Genomic DNA, 16081 nt, shown 5'->3' on the forward strand with positions numbered 1-16081 from the left:
GCAGTTGCGTTCTTCCACGCCTCGGTTACACAGGTTCGGGGTCGGGCACCGGCACTCGGGCCGTGTCCCGGTCATCAGCTTCCGCTGCGAGCCGCTGCCCCAGCACCGACTTGCGGTGGCCGTAGGCGAAGTAGACGACCACTCCCAGCGCCATCCACACCGCGAACCGGATCCACGTCTCCACAGACAGGTTCAACATCAGCCAGCTGCATGCGATGACAGCCAGGATCGGCACCCACGGCATGAGCGGAACCCGAAAGCCGCGGGGCAGGTCGGGGCGGATACGGCGGAGCACCATCACTCCGACACAGACGAGCACAAATGCGAACAGTGTGCCGATGTTGACCATCTCCTCCAGCACCCCCATCGGGAACACTGCTGCGAGGACCGCGACCACACCGCCGACGATCAGCGTGATGCGCACCGGCACACCCTTGTTGTTCGTCTTGGCGAGCTTGCGTGTCACCAGTCCGTCGCGCGACATCGCGAACAACACTCGTGTCTGGCCCAGCATCATCACCATCACGACCGTGGTGAGTCCTGCGAGACCACCGATATTGATGACCATCTGCGCCCAGCCGATACCGTGCGCCTCGAATGCGGTGGCAAGAGTGGCACTTCCATTCCCGACGAGCGCGCTCCCCGTTCGGAGATCGGTGTACTCGACCATTCCGGTCAGCACGAGTGTGACCCCGACATAGAGAACAGTCACGATGGCGAGCGATCCGAGAATTCCACGCGGGAGCGCTTTCTGGGGATTCTTCGTTTCTTCGGCAGTTGTCGCGACTACATCGAATCCGATGAAGGCGAAGAACACCAGGCTCGCGGCGGCGAGGAGTCCGTACCAACCGTAGCTGCTGCCATCGGCTCCGGTGAGCGCGGAGAACAGCGACTGGTGCACACCGTGCGCGACGTCCCGAGATTCTTCTGCCGGCGGGACGTACGGTGAGTAATTGCTCTTGTCGATGTAGAAGATGCCGACGACGATGACGAGGAGTACCACAGCGACCTTGATCGCCGTGACGACCGCCGACACCCGCGACGACACCTTCGTACCGATTGCGAGCACAATCGTGATCGCACCGACGATCAGCAGCGCGCCCCAGTCGACGGAGATCGGCCCCAGATCGACCGTGGAACTTCCACCGAACATGCCACCGAGATACAGCGACCATCCCTTCGCCACCACAGCGGAGGCCAGTGCGAACTCGAGAATCAGATCCCACCCGATGATCCAGGCGACGAACTCACCGAAGGTGGCGTAGGAGAAGGTGTATGCGCTCCCTGCAACCGGTACGGCCGACGCGAACTCCGCGTAGCACAACGCGGCAAGCCCGCACGCGATTGCAGCAAGGACGAATGCCAGCGAGATCGAAGGCCCGGCGACGTTACCGGCGGTGCGGGCAGTGAGGGTGAAGATGCCGGCGCCGACGACGACGGCGACTCCGAAGATCGTCAAATCCCTGGCAGTCAGCTCTTTTCGCAACCTCGAGCAGGGTTCGTCGGTATCTGCGATCGATTGTTCGACGGATTTGGTGCGCCATATGCCGACTCCGGGCATGGTGTGCTCCTCGGGATGGGTTGTGGTGCCCGCAAGAACCTTGTGGGTGATCGGTGGGCGAAACAGCTCGGGGAATGCGCGCACATTTTCGACGCGCTGCATTTGTGTGAGCATTTCAATGCAGCAATCATGGCACTACAGTGATCCCTGTCAAGAACTTTCAATTCAGCTGATCATTATGTTCAAGTAGTGATTCGCATCACAACGGAAAGGGTGTCATCGTGTTCAGTCTCGACCGGCTCGACACAGCTCTGCTCGCAGAGCTCACGCACAACCCCAGAGCGGGCATCGTCGATCTCTCGGCGAAGCTGGGCGTCGCGCGCAACACCGTCCAATCACGGATCAAGAAGCTCGAAGAGTCCGGAGCGGTAACCGGATACCGCCCCGTCGTCGACCTTCCCGCTTTGGGACTACCCCTCCAAGCATTCATCGGCGCCGAACTCGTCCAGGCACGAATGGGCCAGGTGATCGCCGAACTCGAGCGATTCCCCGAGGTCCTCGAGGTGCACGCCACGACGGGACGCGAAGACTTGCTGATCAGAATGGCGGCCCAATCGCAGGAAGACCTGCTACAGGTTCTCGAACGGATTCACAGCATCGAGGGGGTCGCACACACCACCACGACACTGGCGCTCACCACTCCCGTGGCATATCGCACGCAGCCGCTCCTCGAACATCTCACCCGGGATGCGGGACACGGACGCTCGGCCCCGTCCGGCCGGCCTTGAAGTTCCTCGCTCCGCCGAACTCGGACACGACTTCGGGGGAGCCGCCACGAGCGCCTCCCCCGACGTTTCACCTATCAGGCAGAGTCGATGCGCTGCTCGGCAATTCGGTTGGCGGCAGCACCCGGCGCGATATCCAGCGCCTGCGACACATCGAAGATCTCGAGGGTGCGATCGAAGATCGCATCCACACGGCCGCGGACCGTGACTTCGTCCGAACCGTCGACTTCACCGGCCACCTGGATCAGCCCACCGGCATTCGCCACGTAGTCGGGAACCCAGGTGATGCCCCGGGATCGCAGGATCTCTTCGACGGTCGGGTCGGCCAGTTGATTGTTGGCTGCGCCGCATACCAATCGAGCGTCGATCAACCGCCCGGTCGCCGATGTCAGCGTCCCGCCGAGTGCACACGGGGCGTACACATCCAGCGATGCCCCGAGGATGTCGTCGGCCACCTGCACCGACGGGAAGTCTGCTGCGACCCGCGCCAGCACAACGGGGTTCACATCGGATACGACGACCTCGGCGTCGTCTCGGGTGAGCAGTTCGACGAGTTGGTAACCGACCTTCCCCAATCCTTCGACGCCCACCCGACGTCCGGCAAATGTGTCTTGCCCCCAGACCGTTCGGGCGCCTGCCCGCATCGCCTGGAACACCCCGAGGGCAGTCAGTGGTGAGCTGTCGCCGGACCCTCCCGCCCCGGCGGTCCGGCCGACCGCATGCGCGGTGCGGGTTCCGATCACGTCGAGATCCCCCGCCTGCGTTCCCACATCGGCGGCGGTGATGTAGCGTCCCCCGAGCGAATCGACGAACCGGCCGTACGCGACGAGCAACTCGTCATTCTTGTCGGTGGCCGGATCCCCCAGGATAACCGCCTTGCCACCGCCGAGATCCACACCGGCCACCGCGGCCTTGTAGGTCATTCCCCACGAGAGCCGCAACACGTCCTCGAGCGCTGCCGACTCGTCGGCGTAGGGATAGAAGCGGGTTCCACCGAGGGCGGGCCCGAGAACCGTCGAATGGATCGCGATGATCGCGCGAAGGCCGGTCGCGGCGTCCTCGTGGAAGACGACCTGTTCGTGTGGCCGGTCGGTCAAGCGCCGAGAGCGGTCGAAGACGCCGAGAGCAGGATCGGTGGCGGTCGGGCTGACGATGGTGGAGGTGGTCACGTGCGATTCCCTTCGGGGCGTTGAATCGGCGGGCGGGAGAGAGGAACTCAGAACTCGGCATCGACGCCGAGTTCCTCGAGTCGAGCGCGGTATTGTTCGACCGAGCGCAGTTTGATGTGCTCGTAGCCGCGCACCATGTCCGGAAGTTCCGCGATCTGCACGGCACGGTCGTACGAGTCGGTGGTCAGAGCCGCGACGGACTGCTCGATCACGGCGGTGTAATGCGCGAGTAACGCACGCTCGGTCCGCCGGACGTGGGCGTAACCGAACGGGTCGAAGCGGGTACCGCGCAAGCGCTTCGCTTTCGCCAGCATCCGCAGCGTCGAATGCGACCTCGGCCCGAATCCGATCTTCCTACTGCGGCCGAGCGCCCGCAGCACCGGCGGATGCAAGCGGTAGGTCAGCTGGTATCCCCCGGGCACCTGGGCCTGCACGTCGTCGACGAACGCGGGGTCGACGAGCATGCGTGCGACTTCGTACTCGTCCTTGTAGGCGGTCAGCTTGAACAGACCCCGGGCGACGGCCTCGCTGAGGTCGGTGCGGTGGGTGAGCCGACGTTCGGCCGTCCACACGGAGTGCACCCGATCGATGTAGCGTGCGGCGAGCGCCTCATCTTGGAAATCGATCAGGGCAGCGGCACGGATTTTCACCAATCGCTGCACTTCACCGGCGAATGTGGTGCCGTCGAACAATCTGTCGGGAGCTACGGTCGCGGGGCGGGCGTGGGGTGCCGGCTCGGTGGCCCGGCGAAACACCTCAGGGTCGGCGATCGCTGCGCGCCCCCACCGGAAGGCAGCGATGTTGGTTTCCACTGCGACGCCGTTGATCTCGATCGCTTCCTCGATGGCGGCGGCCGGGATTCGCAGTCCGCCGAGTTGGTGCGCTGCTCCGACGAGCAGGAAGTTCGCCGACGCCGTCTCCCCGAACAGTGCCTGTGACGCGGCGAGCGCGTCGAACGAGACCGATTCGCGGGTGGTCGCGTCGAGCCGCGCGAGCAGATCGTCCTCGTCGGGGTGACGGATCGACCGGTCGTACACCATGTCTCCGGTGGGCGTGCGACTGGTCGACGCGACGGCGATGGTCGCGGCGGTGTCGGCGTAGGCAAGGTTCTTCGGATCGGTGGCGGTGAGCAGGTCGAACGCGACCAGGCACGTTGCCCCGCCGGTGCCGACGCGGTTTCCCGGTTCGAGGTCGCCCACCGCGAAACGCAGGTGGGAGACCACCGGGCCCGCCTTCTGGCTCATCCCGATCTGGTCGAGCGATTCGACCTCGAATCCGGCACGCAGCGCCGCGGTGGCGAGTACCTGGTTCACAGTGACTATGCCGGTGCCACCGATTCCTGCGAGAAGAACGTTGGTGGTCCCTGCCGGACCGTCACCGACGATGTCCGGCACGACAGGCGGCGTCGGGGCGCGCCGCTCGCGTTTGCGATCCGGTGCTGCCTCGACCGTCACGAACGACGGGCAGTCCCCATCGAGGCAGGAGTAGTCGGTGTTGCACGACGTCTGGTCGATGCGAGTCTTGGATCCGAACTCCGTGTCGACGGGTCGGACCGACAGGCAGTTGCTCTTGACGCCGCAATCGCCGCATCCTTCACAGACCGCCTCGTTGACGATCACGCGGGTGGTACGGGCAGGCAGGGTGCCGCGTTTACGCTGACGACGTGCGTCGGCCGCGCAGTGCTGGTCGTAGATGAGCACGGTGACACCTGGAACCTCGCGCAGCAGTTTCTGTGCTTCGTCGAGCCTGTCCCGATGCCACACCACGGTGCCGCGCGCCAGAGATCGCTTGCGATGCTGCTTGGGGTCGTCCGAACAGATGATGATCTTGCGGACGCCTTCCGTGGTGAGCTTGTGGGTCAGGGCGGGGATTTTCAGGGCGCCTTCGGCATCCTGCGCGCCGGTCATCGCCACGACGTCGTTGTAGAGCAGCTTGTAGGTGATGTTCACCCCGGCTGCGACGCACGCCTGGACCGCGAGCTGACCGGAATGGAAGAACGTTCCGTCACCGACGTTCTGGAACATGTGGCCGATGTCGGTGAACGGTGCCTGCCCGATCCACTGCGCGCCCTCTCCACCCATCTGGGTCAGGCCGGTGACCGCGCTGTCCGTGCGACCCGACAGCGTGACGAGGGTGTGGCAGCCGATTCCGCCGCCGCCGATCGAACCCTCGGGCAGGGCGGTGGAGCGGTTGTGCGGGCACCCGCTGCAGAAATACGGAGTGCGCGCGGTGGAGAGAACTTCGAGTGGCAGTTGTGGAAGGGCGCCCGGCCCGAGTTCGATGTAGTTGCGCAGCACACGACGCAGCGGCCCACGGATCCGACCCGCGGTCAGTTCACCGTCGAATGGTACGAGCGGGCGTCCTTCGGCATCCCTCTTCCCGAGGATGCGTGGCGCGGAGTCCGTTCCGTAGAGGATCTCACGGACCTGGGTTTCGACGAAGGCCGTCTTGTCCTCGACGACGATCAGCTCGTCGAGTCCGCGCGCGAAATCGCGGATGAGATCCGGTTCGATGGGATAGGGCATCCCGATGCGCAGCAATCGGATTCCCGCGCGGTGCAGACCCGCGTCGTCGACGCCGAGGTCGAGCAGCGCCTGCCGCATCGCGTCGAAGGTGGTTCCAGTGGACGCCAAACCGATCCGGGCGCCCGCTGGGTCTACTTCGATGACATCGAGTGCGTTGGCCTTGCCGTAGGCCAGGACGGTCTTCCGTCGCGGCCCGTACAGGTCGGCTTCGGCGGCCACACTGTCACCCGGCGCTGCCATCGGACGCTGACGGTAGATGAACCTCCTTCCTTCCCAATCGATTTCGGGAACGGCGATGGGAACATCCGCAACCGACCCGTCGACCGACCAGGCACCGTCGGCCACATCGGCGACGATCTTGAGCGCAACCAGGCATCCGGAGGCCCGCGATAACGCAACACCGTGCAGTCCCATGGTGATGATCTCGGCAGCGTTCCTCGGGAACAGGACCGGGATGCCGAGTGCGGCGAGGGACCGTTCGCTCACCGCGGGGACAGTGGAAGACTTCGAGGCCGGATCGTCGCCGACCATCAGGAGCATACCGCCGTTCGGATCGACCCCATACATGTTGGCGTGGCGCAGAGCATCGGTGGCCCGGTCGAGCCCGGGGCCCTTGCCGTACCACACGCCGACCACTCCGTCGTGGGTCCGCGTACCGGTTCCGAGCTGCCCCTGGCTCCCCCACACGGCGGTGGCTGCGAGTTCTTCATTGAAGCCTGGAGTGAAGGTGATGTCGTGTTCGGCAAGCACCCTCGGCATACCGTGCAGCATCTTGTCGAGGCCACCGAGCGGACTGCCCTGGTAGCCGGAGACGAATGTTGCCACCCGACGTCCGTCGCGGATGTCGCGCACATGCTGCTCCACGAGTTGCCGTGCGATCGCCTGTACACCGGTGAGCAACACCGTGCCCGATCCGGACCGGAATCGGTCGTCGAGGTCGTAAGGAGATCTCTCGCCTTCGCGGATCACAGTCTCGGTCATCGCGCACCACCGTTCCTTCGCTGCGACACTCGAATGACAGCGTCGCTTCGATCACGTCAATTGGTGCAGCAATATTCACTACTGCTGATGGAAAGTGTCAACAAGAATATTTTGAACTCATCAATTTGATTATGTAGTGATGTACACCACAGGATGAGATGCGCACTCTGATCAGCCGCAAGCCCGCGCGCCAGGCTCGGCCGTCGCCAGAACCGCGCGCCCCGAAGCATCTTGCACACGCGCGTATAGTTGGTGATGTATGACACAGTTTGCCGACATTGCGACACAACTGTCGACGATGCGCTGATCACCCGCCTGCTGCGGACGATGAGTCGGGGCACGAACGTGCCGGGAGGAACGCCGCGCATCCGGCCGACGGGCGCTATGGCACCCGCCGTCCGCCGATCACCGGGCACGCCCGGGCAGAGCATTTCATACCGACCTGTCTCCGAAAGGAGGCCGTCATGCGTACGACCATCTCGGCCGCGGCATGTGCAGCCGCCGGCGCCCTGCTTCTGAGTCCGCTTGCCGCGGGAATCGCGACGGCACAATCAGCCCCGAACACTGTGGGAATGTCACAGAGCCAAGCGGCCACCACATTGGACGAGGCGGGTGTGCCCTGGCACGTCGTCAGTCGAGCAGGCAGCACACTCCAGGAATGCACAGTGACCGAACAACGCGACCTCGGTTACTACACCGAGACCGAGAGCGAATGGGATTCCGATAAACAGGAGTGGAAGGACGTGACGGTCGACGTCTGGCGGGGTGTCGGACTGATCATCCTCTGCAATTGAGACCTCTGCACCTGAGACGAGAACGACCTCCGTGCGTGCTCGAGCAGAAGCACGGACGGAGGTCGGTGACGAAGCGGTTCCGCGGAGCACTCAGAGTTCGCGGAACCTCGGAATCAGATGCTCGGCAACGTGCTTCGCCTCGTCGATGAGCGGCCAGCCGGCAAGGATGAGGCTGGTCAGTCCCGTCTTGTCACGTAGGGCACGCACGTGTCCGGTGATCTCGTCGGGTGTGCCCGCGTAGTAGACCGCCGACGACCCTGTCGCGAAGATGTCGAGCGGCGACCACGCGGTGATACCTGCGTACAGCCCGTCGCCGAGGTCCAGGTCTTTCGGCTCGGGCAACTTGCCCGCGTTGAGGGCGTCCACCCAGCCCTGACGCTGCGCGTCGCGGGCGGTGAAGGTCCTCAGATCCTGTTGTCCGTGCGTACGGCGACGAACCGCGTTGTTCAGCACTTCGCTGATCCGATCGATCCCGGCGTCTTCGAACAACGACCGGAATCGATCGAGCGCTTCGGACTGCGTCGGCCGCACGATGACGCCTGACAGCGCACCGAAGTCGGTGTATTCACGGCCTGCCGCAGCCGCGGATTCGCGAGCCGCAGTGAATTTCGCATCGACGAAGGACGTTTCGCGCAGCATGATCAGGTAGGCGTCGAGCACCTTACCGGCGTTCTCCAGTCCGGCCTGCGAATCACCGGTACCCCACAGCGGTACCGTATGCCCACCCGCGGGCGGTTCGATGCGCAGCGGCGTGTTCGGGAAGTTGGATTCCGTCCCCTCCGCGTAGATGCGGTGGAAGTCGGACCAATACTGCTCACCGAGTTCGTAGCGTCGATCGTGCTCGACGAACATGTCGTATTTCGTCAGGATGTTCTCGCGTCCATTGACGGAGTTGATCATCAGGCGGCCGCCGCTGAATGCGTCGAAGGTGAGTGCCTTTTCGGCGAGTAGCCGGGCAGGTGTCATGTTGGCGTACACCGCGACGAGGAACTTCATCCGGCTGGTGTGCGCGGCAGCCCAGGTAGCGGAGATGAACGGATCGTTCGGCCAGGTAGCGACGAGCGCCCCGTCGAAACCGCCTTCGTCGATGGCCTTGGCGAGCGCGATCTGTCGTTGCCCGTCTACGGGAAACAGCCCGTCAGGGCTCCACGGATAGTCGCCGTCGGCCTGGGTGAGGTACCAGAAAGTTTTGATGCCCATCAGCTCTCGTCCTTCTTCGGCAGTTCGAATGCCTCGATACGGGCGCGTCGGCGCAGAGTGTCTGCGTCGACTGTGTAGAGCGCGTCGAGATAAGCCACAGCGAACGAACCCGGACCGCTCGAATTCTCCTCGGCAATCTCGGCCGCGACGGCGACGTGCGTATGCGCCGCCGCCAGTCCGATCAGTGAGGTCGGCGCGACCGCGAGGTAAGCGGCAACGAGGCCGCCGAGCGAGCATCCGGTGGAGGTCACGCGGGGCAACATCGCACTTCCGCCTGCAATGCGCAGTCCGGTGACAGCACCGTCGCTACCGCGACCCACAAGGTAGTCGATCGGTCCGGACGCGGACACCGCGTCCGAGTGCCCGAGCAGGGCGAGCGCCGCCGGGATCGCCGCCGCCGCTTCGTCCGCGCTGTCGACACCACGAGTGTCGCTGCCCTGACCTGCCAGCGCGATGATCTCCGAGGCATTGCCACGGATCGCAGTGGGTCGATAGGTGAGCAGATCCGCGGCGAGTCCGGTACGCCATGGCAACCCTCCGACACCGACCGGGTCGAGCACCCAGGGGGTCCCCGCGTCGTGCGCCGCCTCGGCAGCGGCGGTGAACGCAACGGCGGTTCCGTCATCGGGTGTGCCGAGGTTGACCAGTACTCCGCCCGCAATCCGCGCGAAGCCACCCGCCTCGTGGACGTTGTCGATGTGCGCGTTGCTGGCACCCGCCGCGAGCAGAACATTGGTCAGGAAGTTCGCGGACACGATGTTGGTCAACGACTGCACGAGCGGGGTGCGTGCACGGAGCATGTCGAGGGCGTCAGCGAGGTCATCGATCGTCGGCGCGTTCGTCGGGGAGGTCATGAGGTTCCTGTCACAGAAGTGTCGGTTCCGGCTGGAGGTCCGGGTGGGCACGTACGGTAGGCGGGACATCGCGGGTCGGGATATCTCATCAGGTGTTTCCTCGCTCATCCGAGATCATCGGCAGTGCCGGATCTGCAGTCCACTCTGCGAGCGAGCCGTCGTACACGGCGACGTCGTCGCGACCTGCCCGCACCAGAGCGAGCGCCACCAGGCACGCGGACACACCACCGCCGCAGTAGACGATCAGGGGGCGTTCCGACTCGGCCGACACAGTTTCCGACAGGGCGGTCAGTTCCCCGCGAGGACGCAGCACTCCGCCGCCGAGGAGACTCTTGGCAGGCAGATTCCGACTGCCGGGAATCCGTCCGCGCCGCGAGTAACGGGTCGTTGCGGCGCCCGCGAAGTGCTCGGGATCGAGCGCGCAGAGCAACGTTCCCGCCGCCCGGCCCGCACTGACTTCGAGAACGTCGTCTCGGTCTCGCCACAGGCCGTGGTCGGTGATGTTCACCGGGTTCACCGCCGCAGGCGGCGCCGACAGGTCCGAGGAGAGCGGAAGTCCGAGGGCGGTCCACCGGGCGAGCCCACCGTCGAGGACCCGCGCGGGAACACCGATGTTGCGCAGCATCCACCACACCCGTGACGCCCAGGTCATCTCCCCCGCGTCGTACACCACGATGTCGGTGCCGGCACCGACACCGATGCGGGCGAGTGCGGCAGCCAGATGCTCGGGTTCCGGTCGCGTGAAGTGCAGCGGAGCCCCCGACGCACTGAACTCGCCGAGCAGATCGATGTGCACGGAATTCGGGATGTGCGCATCCGCCCAGGTGGCGTACCCGGATTCGGGGCGGTAGTCGCCGTCGAATCGCGGTTTCGGAAACGACACGGTCGCATCGAGAACCGCCACGGTCGCCAACTCGCGCGCGAGGTCCTCGGCGGCGATCATCACATCCTCGCCCGGGACCTCACCGGTTCGGGACTCACCGTCCCTCGCCGCCCTCGGTTTCTCCTCGATCACCCCCGCGACGCTAAACGACGAATAACGTATACGCAAGTATGCGCTCGTTGACGATGGCATAATCTCCGGAGACACCGAACCTGAGGACAGGAGTGCGATGCCCGACCGGGACACCACAACCGACCTGATCGGCTCATTGCTCGGCGAGCTTCCCACCGGACGCGACGATCAGACATCGAAGCAGTATCTGCGGCTGCGCGCCGACATTCTCGCGGGCAAATTTCCCAGTGGCGCTGCACTGCACGAAACCCAGCTCAGTGAGACCTACGGTGCCTCGCGCACCCCGATTCGGGAAGCCCTGAACTGGCTCGCCCACGACGGGTTGCTCGAGCGCGCCACACGCGGGTTCCGAGTCCGGTCGGGAACCCCCGAGGACGTCATAGAGATCTACGCCGCCCGCGTCGCACTCGAGTCCGAAGCCGCGGGAGCAGCCGCGATCCGTCACACCGAGCTCGACCTCGCGAGGCTCGAACAGCTCCACACCTTCTGCTGCTCGGCCTCCGACGACACCGACGTCCGAGCCGGTAACTTCCGATTCCACGAAGCACTGTGGCAGGCCGCGCACAATGCCACCATCACTGCGCTTCTCATCCGGCTGACCACGCAACTGCGGATCTATGATTCGGGCCCGCCGTCGACCTACGGCGAACCCGACGTACTCAACGGCGAACACGACCTCATCCTGACCGCGCTACGAGCGCGCGACGAGGCGGCCGCCCGCGAGCACATGCGCGCACACCTCGAACGCAGCCGAGAACTTCGCATCAAGATGTTCGCCGGCGGGTGAGGACGAAAAACGAAAGAGTCAGTGCCCGTTCGTTTCCCCGCCGAACACCCGCTCGACGACACCACGCGCACGACGCGTGACCCTCAGGTAGTTGTCGAGGAATTCGGATGCGTCGTCGCTGTGTTCGCCCACGGCACTCGCCACCGCCGCGAGTTGCCGCCCCGGCCCGGGAAGCTGATCGCTCGGCTTCCCCCGCACCAGGACGAGCGCATTGCGGGCGCGGGTCGCGGTGATCCACGCGTCGCGGAGCAGATCCACGTCGGCTGCGCTGATGAGTTCGGCGGCACCGATCGCATCGAGCGTCTCCAGTGTCGACGTGTTGCGCAACGAACCGATCTCGTGCGCATGCTGGAGCTGCAGCAATTGCACGGTCCATTCGACGTCGGACAGTCCGCCGCGACCCAGTTTCGTATGGGTCGCGGGGTCGGCGCCGCGCGGAAGGCGCTCGGAATCCATCCGAGCCTTGATCCGGCGGATCTCCCGTACCGCTTCCTGAGTGACCCCACCTTCGGGGTAGCGCACACGGTCGATCATGTGGAGGAATCGGAGCCCGAGATCGGAATCGCCCGCGACCGTGTGCGCACGCAGCAACGCTTGGACCTCCCACGCCTCTGCCCACTGCGCGTAGTAGGCCTCGTAGGATTTGAAGGTGCGCACCAGCGCGCCGCTGCGACCCTCGGGACGAAGGTCCAGATCGACTTCGAGCGGCGGGTCGGTGCTCGGCGCCCCCAGAAGTTTGCGGACCTGCTCGGCGACGGAGACCGCCCATTTCACTGCGACGGTCTCGTCGGCATCGGGCAGCGGTTCGCAGACGAACAGCACGTCGGCATCGGATCCATAGCCGAGTTCGGCACCGCCGAGCCGGCCCATACCGATCACCGCGATGCGTGCCGGAGCCGGTCCCTTCGTGCGCACGGATCCGCGGATCACCGCGGCCAGTGCCGCCTCCAGAACTGCCGACCATACGGACGAGAGCGCTTCGCACACCTCCGGAACCGAGAGCATCCCGAGGAGATCGGCGCTCGCGATCCGCGCGAGCTCCGCCCGACGCAGTGACCGTGCCGCCGCGATCGCCCGCGCCGGATCGTCGTATCGGGACGATGACGTGACGATCGCTCTCCCTACCTCGGCGGGTTTGGCCTCGAGAAGGCGCGGCCCCGTGGAGGCGTCAGCGTAGAGGCGGATGACATCCGGTGACTTGATGAGCAGCTCGGGTACATACGCCGACGTACCCAGCACCTTCATCAGACGTTCCGCGACCGACGGCTCGTCTCTCAGCACCCGCAGGAACCACACTGTTTCGTACAACGCGTCGGACAGTCGCCGGTAGGCGAGCAGACCACCATCCGGATCGACTGTCTCACCGAGAGATTCGAGCAGTTGAGGAAGAAGGAGAGCTTGGATCCTTGCCTTGCGTGAAGCTCCCCCGGACAGCGCGGTGAGGTGTTCCAGGGCGTGCTCCGGTGCTGTGTAACCCAGCGCCGCGAGCTGCCGCACAGCCGCATCCGGCGACAAACGCACCGCGTCCTTGTCGAGCCGGGTCACCGACTCGAGCAGCGGACGATAGAACAATCGCGCATGGAGCCTGCGGATCCGTGCGGAGTTGCGTTTGATCTCGGATTGGAGGACGCCGAGCGAATCGTTCCGTCCGTCCGGCCGCATGTGCGCCGCCCGTGCGAGCCAGCGCAGGTTCTCACGGTCATCGGGAGGGGGCAGTGTGTGAGTGCGCTTGAGCCGCTGCAGCTGAAGGCGGTGCTCGAGCAACCGGAGGAACTCGTACGACGCGCGCAGATTCGCGGCGTCATCACGCCCGACGTATCCGCCGTCGGCGAGCGCGGACAATGCCTCCACAGTGTTGGGCACGCGCAACGATTCGTCGGTGCGTCCGTGGACCATCTGCAGCAGTTGCACGGCGAATTCGACGTCGCGCAGGCTGCCCTTTCCGAGTTTGAGTTCGCGCTCCCGCAGATCGGCGGGGACGAGTTCCTCGACCCGCCTGCGCATGGCCTGCACCTCCGGCACGAATGCGTCGCGCTCCGATGCCGTCCATACCAATGGGCTCAAGGCTTCGACGTAACGGCGGCCCAGGTCGAGGTCGCCGGTCATCGGCCTGGCTTTGAGGAGTGCCTGGAACTCCCATGTCTTGGCCCACCTGTTGTAGTAGGCCACATGGGATTCGAGGGTGCGCACCAATTCGCCGCGTTTACCCTCTGGCCGCAGCGCGGCATCGACTTCGAAGAACGCCGACGTTCCGATACGCATCATCTCGCCTGCGATACGGCTGGCCCGCGCGTCGGCAGGTTCGGCGACGAAGATCACGTCGACGTCGCTGACGTAATTGAGTTCGCGCGCACCACATTTGCCCATCGCGATGACCGCGATGTCATTGGGGCACGGTCCGTCCGGGACGACAGTGGCGAACGCCACCGCGAGCGCAGCAGTCAATGCGGCATCGGCGAGGTCGGCGAGCCTCTCCCCCACCTCGAGATACGGCACGACTGGTTCGTTCTCGACCGTCGCAGCGAGATCCGCTGCGGCAATGAGCATCAGCTGATCGCGATACGTCGTGCGCAGTGCAGCAACCGCGTCCGGGCCTGTGATTCCGGCTCGGTGGACGAGCCGGTTGGTACGTCCACCGGTCTCGGGGACCGACTCGACACAGTCGAGCATCCGGACCGTGAAGGTGTGCCGGTCCGGCAGCTCGAGAGGACCGGCAAGCATCCGCCACCGATCGGGATGCGCGACCACGTGGTCGCCGAATGCCGCCGAGGACCCGAAAAGGGCGAGCAGTCGCCCCCGCAAGCTCTTGTCGGTGCGCAACGTCGCGTCGAGTTCTGCCCATCCCTGAGTTCCGAGTACGTCGGCGAGACGGCTCATCGTCCGCAGCGCGAGGTCGGCGTTGGGGGCCCGCGACAACGCCCACATCAATTCGATGCTTTCGACGTCCGTCCATCCCAATTGCGCCAGCTCGTCGGCAGCGGTGGGTTCGACCAGACCGAGTCGGCCGGGACCGGGTACGGCAGAGCGCGCAGGAGGCGGCTTCACCATGGCGCCTACAGCCCCAGGTACTGCTCGAGTTCGAACGGGGTCACTTGACTCCGGTAGTTCTCCCATTCCCGCCACTTGTTGCGCAAGAAATAGTCGAACACGTGCTCACCGAGCGTCTCGGCGACCAGCTCCGAATTCTCCATCTCACGCAACGCGATGTCGAGATCGGTCGGCAGTTCCTTGTATCCCATGGCACGGCGCTCGGCACCGGTCAAGGCCCACACGTCGTCCTCGGCCTCGGGAGCGAGAGTGTAGCCCTTCTCGATACCACGCAGACCTGCCGCGACGAGCACAGCGAACGCAAGGTACGGATTGCAGGCCGAGTCGGGAGTGCGGATCTCGACTCGGCGCGATGACGCCTTGTTCGGGGTGTACATCGGAACGCGGACGAGCGCCGACCGGTTGGACGGTCCCCAGCATGCCGCGGTGGGCGCTTCACCGCCGTGCACGATGCGCTTGTAGGAGTTGACCCACTGATTGGTCACCGCACTGATCTCGGGAGCATGCTCGAGAATGCCCGCGATGAACGCCTTGCCCGTCGCCGAGAGCTGCAACGGGTCGTCGGGATCGTGGAATGCATTGGTCTCGCCCTCGAACAGCGACATGTGGGTGTGCATGGCCGATCCCGCGTGCTGCTGGAAAGGCTTGGGCATGAACGTTGCTCGCACGCCTTCCGCCATAGCGATCTCCTTGACCACATAGCGGAAGGTCATCACGTTGTCGGCCATCGACAACGCGTCGGCGTACCGCAGGTCGATCTCCTGCTGCCCGGGCGCGGTCTCGTGATGACTGAACTCGACGGAGATTCCCATCGATTCGAGGGCGTCGATGGCATGGCGGCGGAAATGCGGCGCGGAACGGTGCACCGACTGGTCGAAGTAGCCGCCGTCGTCGGCCGGAACAGGCGGTGCGCCCGGTTCGCCGTTCTCGACGAGGAAGAACTCGATCTCGGGATGCACGTAGCAGCTGAAACCCAGATCGCCGGCCTTGTTGAGCTGACGACGCAGCACGTGGCGCGGGTCGGCCCAGCTCGGGGTGCCACCCGGCATGGTGATGTCGCAGAACATGCGAGCCGAGTATTGGTGACCCCGGTCGTCGGTCCACGGCAGCACCTGGAATGTCGTGGCATCGGGGCGCGCGACCATGTCCGCCTCGGAAATGCGGGAGAAACCCTCGATGGCCGAACCGTCGAAGCCGATGCCCTCTTCGAAGGCACCCTCGAGTTCGGCTGGGGCGATCGCCACGGATTTGAGGGTCCCGACGACGTCGGTGAACCACAGGCGCACGAACCGAATGTCGCGCTCTTCGAGGGTGCGGAGCACGAACTCCTTCTGGCGATCCATATCGGCGAGCGTAGGCATGATCCGTTAATTCCGTGTTACATCCGCCGTTCCCATCTGTGGCGTGTCGATCACACCGGCG

The 16081-nt window shown here is 65.0% G+C and carries 11 protein-coding genes; 3 read left to right on the top strand and 8 right to left on the bottom strand.

Translation table 11 applies throughout. The features are described from left to right. Nucleotides 1-25: 25 nt before the first annotated feature. Nucleotides 26-1561, bottom strand: a complete 1536-nt coding sequence (locus ACSYG9_RS25555; protein WP_454843040.1) for an amino acid permease — start codon at nt 1559-1561, stop codon at nt 26-28. Between the two features lie 221 nt (nt 1562-1782). Here ACSYG9_RS25555 and ACSYG9_RS25560 point away from each other — a divergent pair, with 221 nt between their 5' ends. Continuing rightward, a complete protein-coding gene (locus tag ACSYG9_RS25560; RefSeq protein WP_440125082.1) occupies nt 1783-2289 on the top strand; it encodes an Lrp/AsnC ligand binding domain-containing protein in 507 nt (168 codons plus the stop codon). A gap of 74 nt (nt 2290-2363) precedes the next feature. On the opposite strand, the gene ACSYG9_RS25565 is transcribed toward ACSYG9_RS25560, so the two are convergent. After that, nucleotides 2364-3455 carry a Glu/Leu/Phe/Val dehydrogenase dimerization domain-containing protein gene (locus tag ACSYG9_RS25565; RefSeq protein ID WP_440125083.1) on the bottom strand — a complete coding sequence of 364 codons (1092 nt, stop codon included), beginning with the start codon at nt 3453-3455 and terminating at the stop codon, nt 2364-2366. Nucleotides 3456-3502: 47 nt separating this feature from the next. After that, nucleotides 3503-6961, bottom strand: a complete 3459-nt coding sequence (locus tag ACSYG9_RS25570) for an indolepyruvate ferredoxin oxidoreductase family protein (protein ID WP_454840414.1) — start codon at nt 6959-6961, stop codon at nt 3503-3505. A gap of 464 nt (nt 6962-7425) precedes the next feature. Between ACSYG9_RS25570 and ACSYG9_RS25575 the strand changes: the two genes are divergently transcribed. Next, nucleotides 7426-7755, top strand: coding sequence for a hypothetical protein (locus ACSYG9_RS25575; RefSeq protein ID WP_440125085.1), 330 nt, complete (start codon nt 7426-7428; stop codon nt 7753-7755). 90 nt (nt 7756-7845) lie between these two features. On the opposite strand, the gene ACSYG9_RS25580 is transcribed toward ACSYG9_RS25575, so the two are convergent. The 3 genes from ACSYG9_RS25580 to ACSYG9_RS25590 all read right to left on the bottom strand — a co-directional run bounded on the left by ACSYG9_RS25580 (nt 7846) and on the right by ACSYG9_RS25590 (nt 10824). Next, nucleotides 7846-8955, bottom strand: coding sequence for an LLM class flavin-dependent oxidoreductase (locus ACSYG9_RS25580; protein WP_454840415.1), 1110 nt, complete (start codon nt 8953-8955; stop codon nt 7846-7848). Then, nucleotides 8955-9809, bottom strand: a complete 855-nt coding sequence (gene thiM / locus ACSYG9_RS25585; protein WP_440125087.1) for a hydroxyethylthiazole kinase — start codon at nt 9807-9809, stop codon at nt 8955-8957. Before thiM ends, ACSYG9_RS25580 begins: the two co-directional genes overlap by 1 nt. Nucleotides 9810-9897: 88 nt before the next feature. Then, nucleotides 9898-10824 carry a sulfurtransferase gene (locus ACSYG9_RS25590; RefSeq protein WP_454840416.1) on the bottom strand — a complete coding sequence of 309 codons (927 nt, stop codon included), beginning with the start codon at nt 10822-10824 and terminating at the stop codon, nt 9898-9900. A 97-nt stretch (nt 10825-10921) separates the two neighbouring features. Between ACSYG9_RS25590 and ACSYG9_RS25595 the strand changes: the two genes are divergently transcribed. Continuing rightward, nucleotides 10922-11611: a GntR family transcriptional regulator gene (locus tag ACSYG9_RS25595; RefSeq protein ID WP_454840417.1), complete on the top strand. Its 690-nt coding sequence runs from the start codon at nt 10922-10924 to the stop codon at nt 11609-11611. A gap of 18 nt (nt 11612-11629) precedes the next feature. Here ACSYG9_RS25595 and ACSYG9_RS25600 read toward each other — a convergent pair whose 3' ends face one another. Further along, nucleotides 11630-14659 (bottom strand): bifunctional [glutamine synthetase] adenylyltransferase/[glutamine synthetase]-adenylyl-L-tyrosine phosphorylase, encoded by a 3030-nt coding sequence (locus ACSYG9_RS25600; protein WP_440125090.1) that lies wholly within the window; start codon nt 14657-14659, stop codon nt 11630-11632. A 5-nt stretch (nt 14660-14664) separates the two neighbouring features. Continuing rightward, nucleotides 14665-16002, bottom strand: a complete 1338-nt coding sequence (locus tag ACSYG9_RS25605; protein ID WP_169686308.1) for a glutamine synthetase family protein — start codon at nt 16000-16002, stop codon at nt 14665-14667. Nucleotides 16003-16081 lie beyond the last annotated feature (79 nt).

The sequence above is a fragment of the Rhodococcus sp. SJ-2 genome (genome assembly GCF_053750035.1).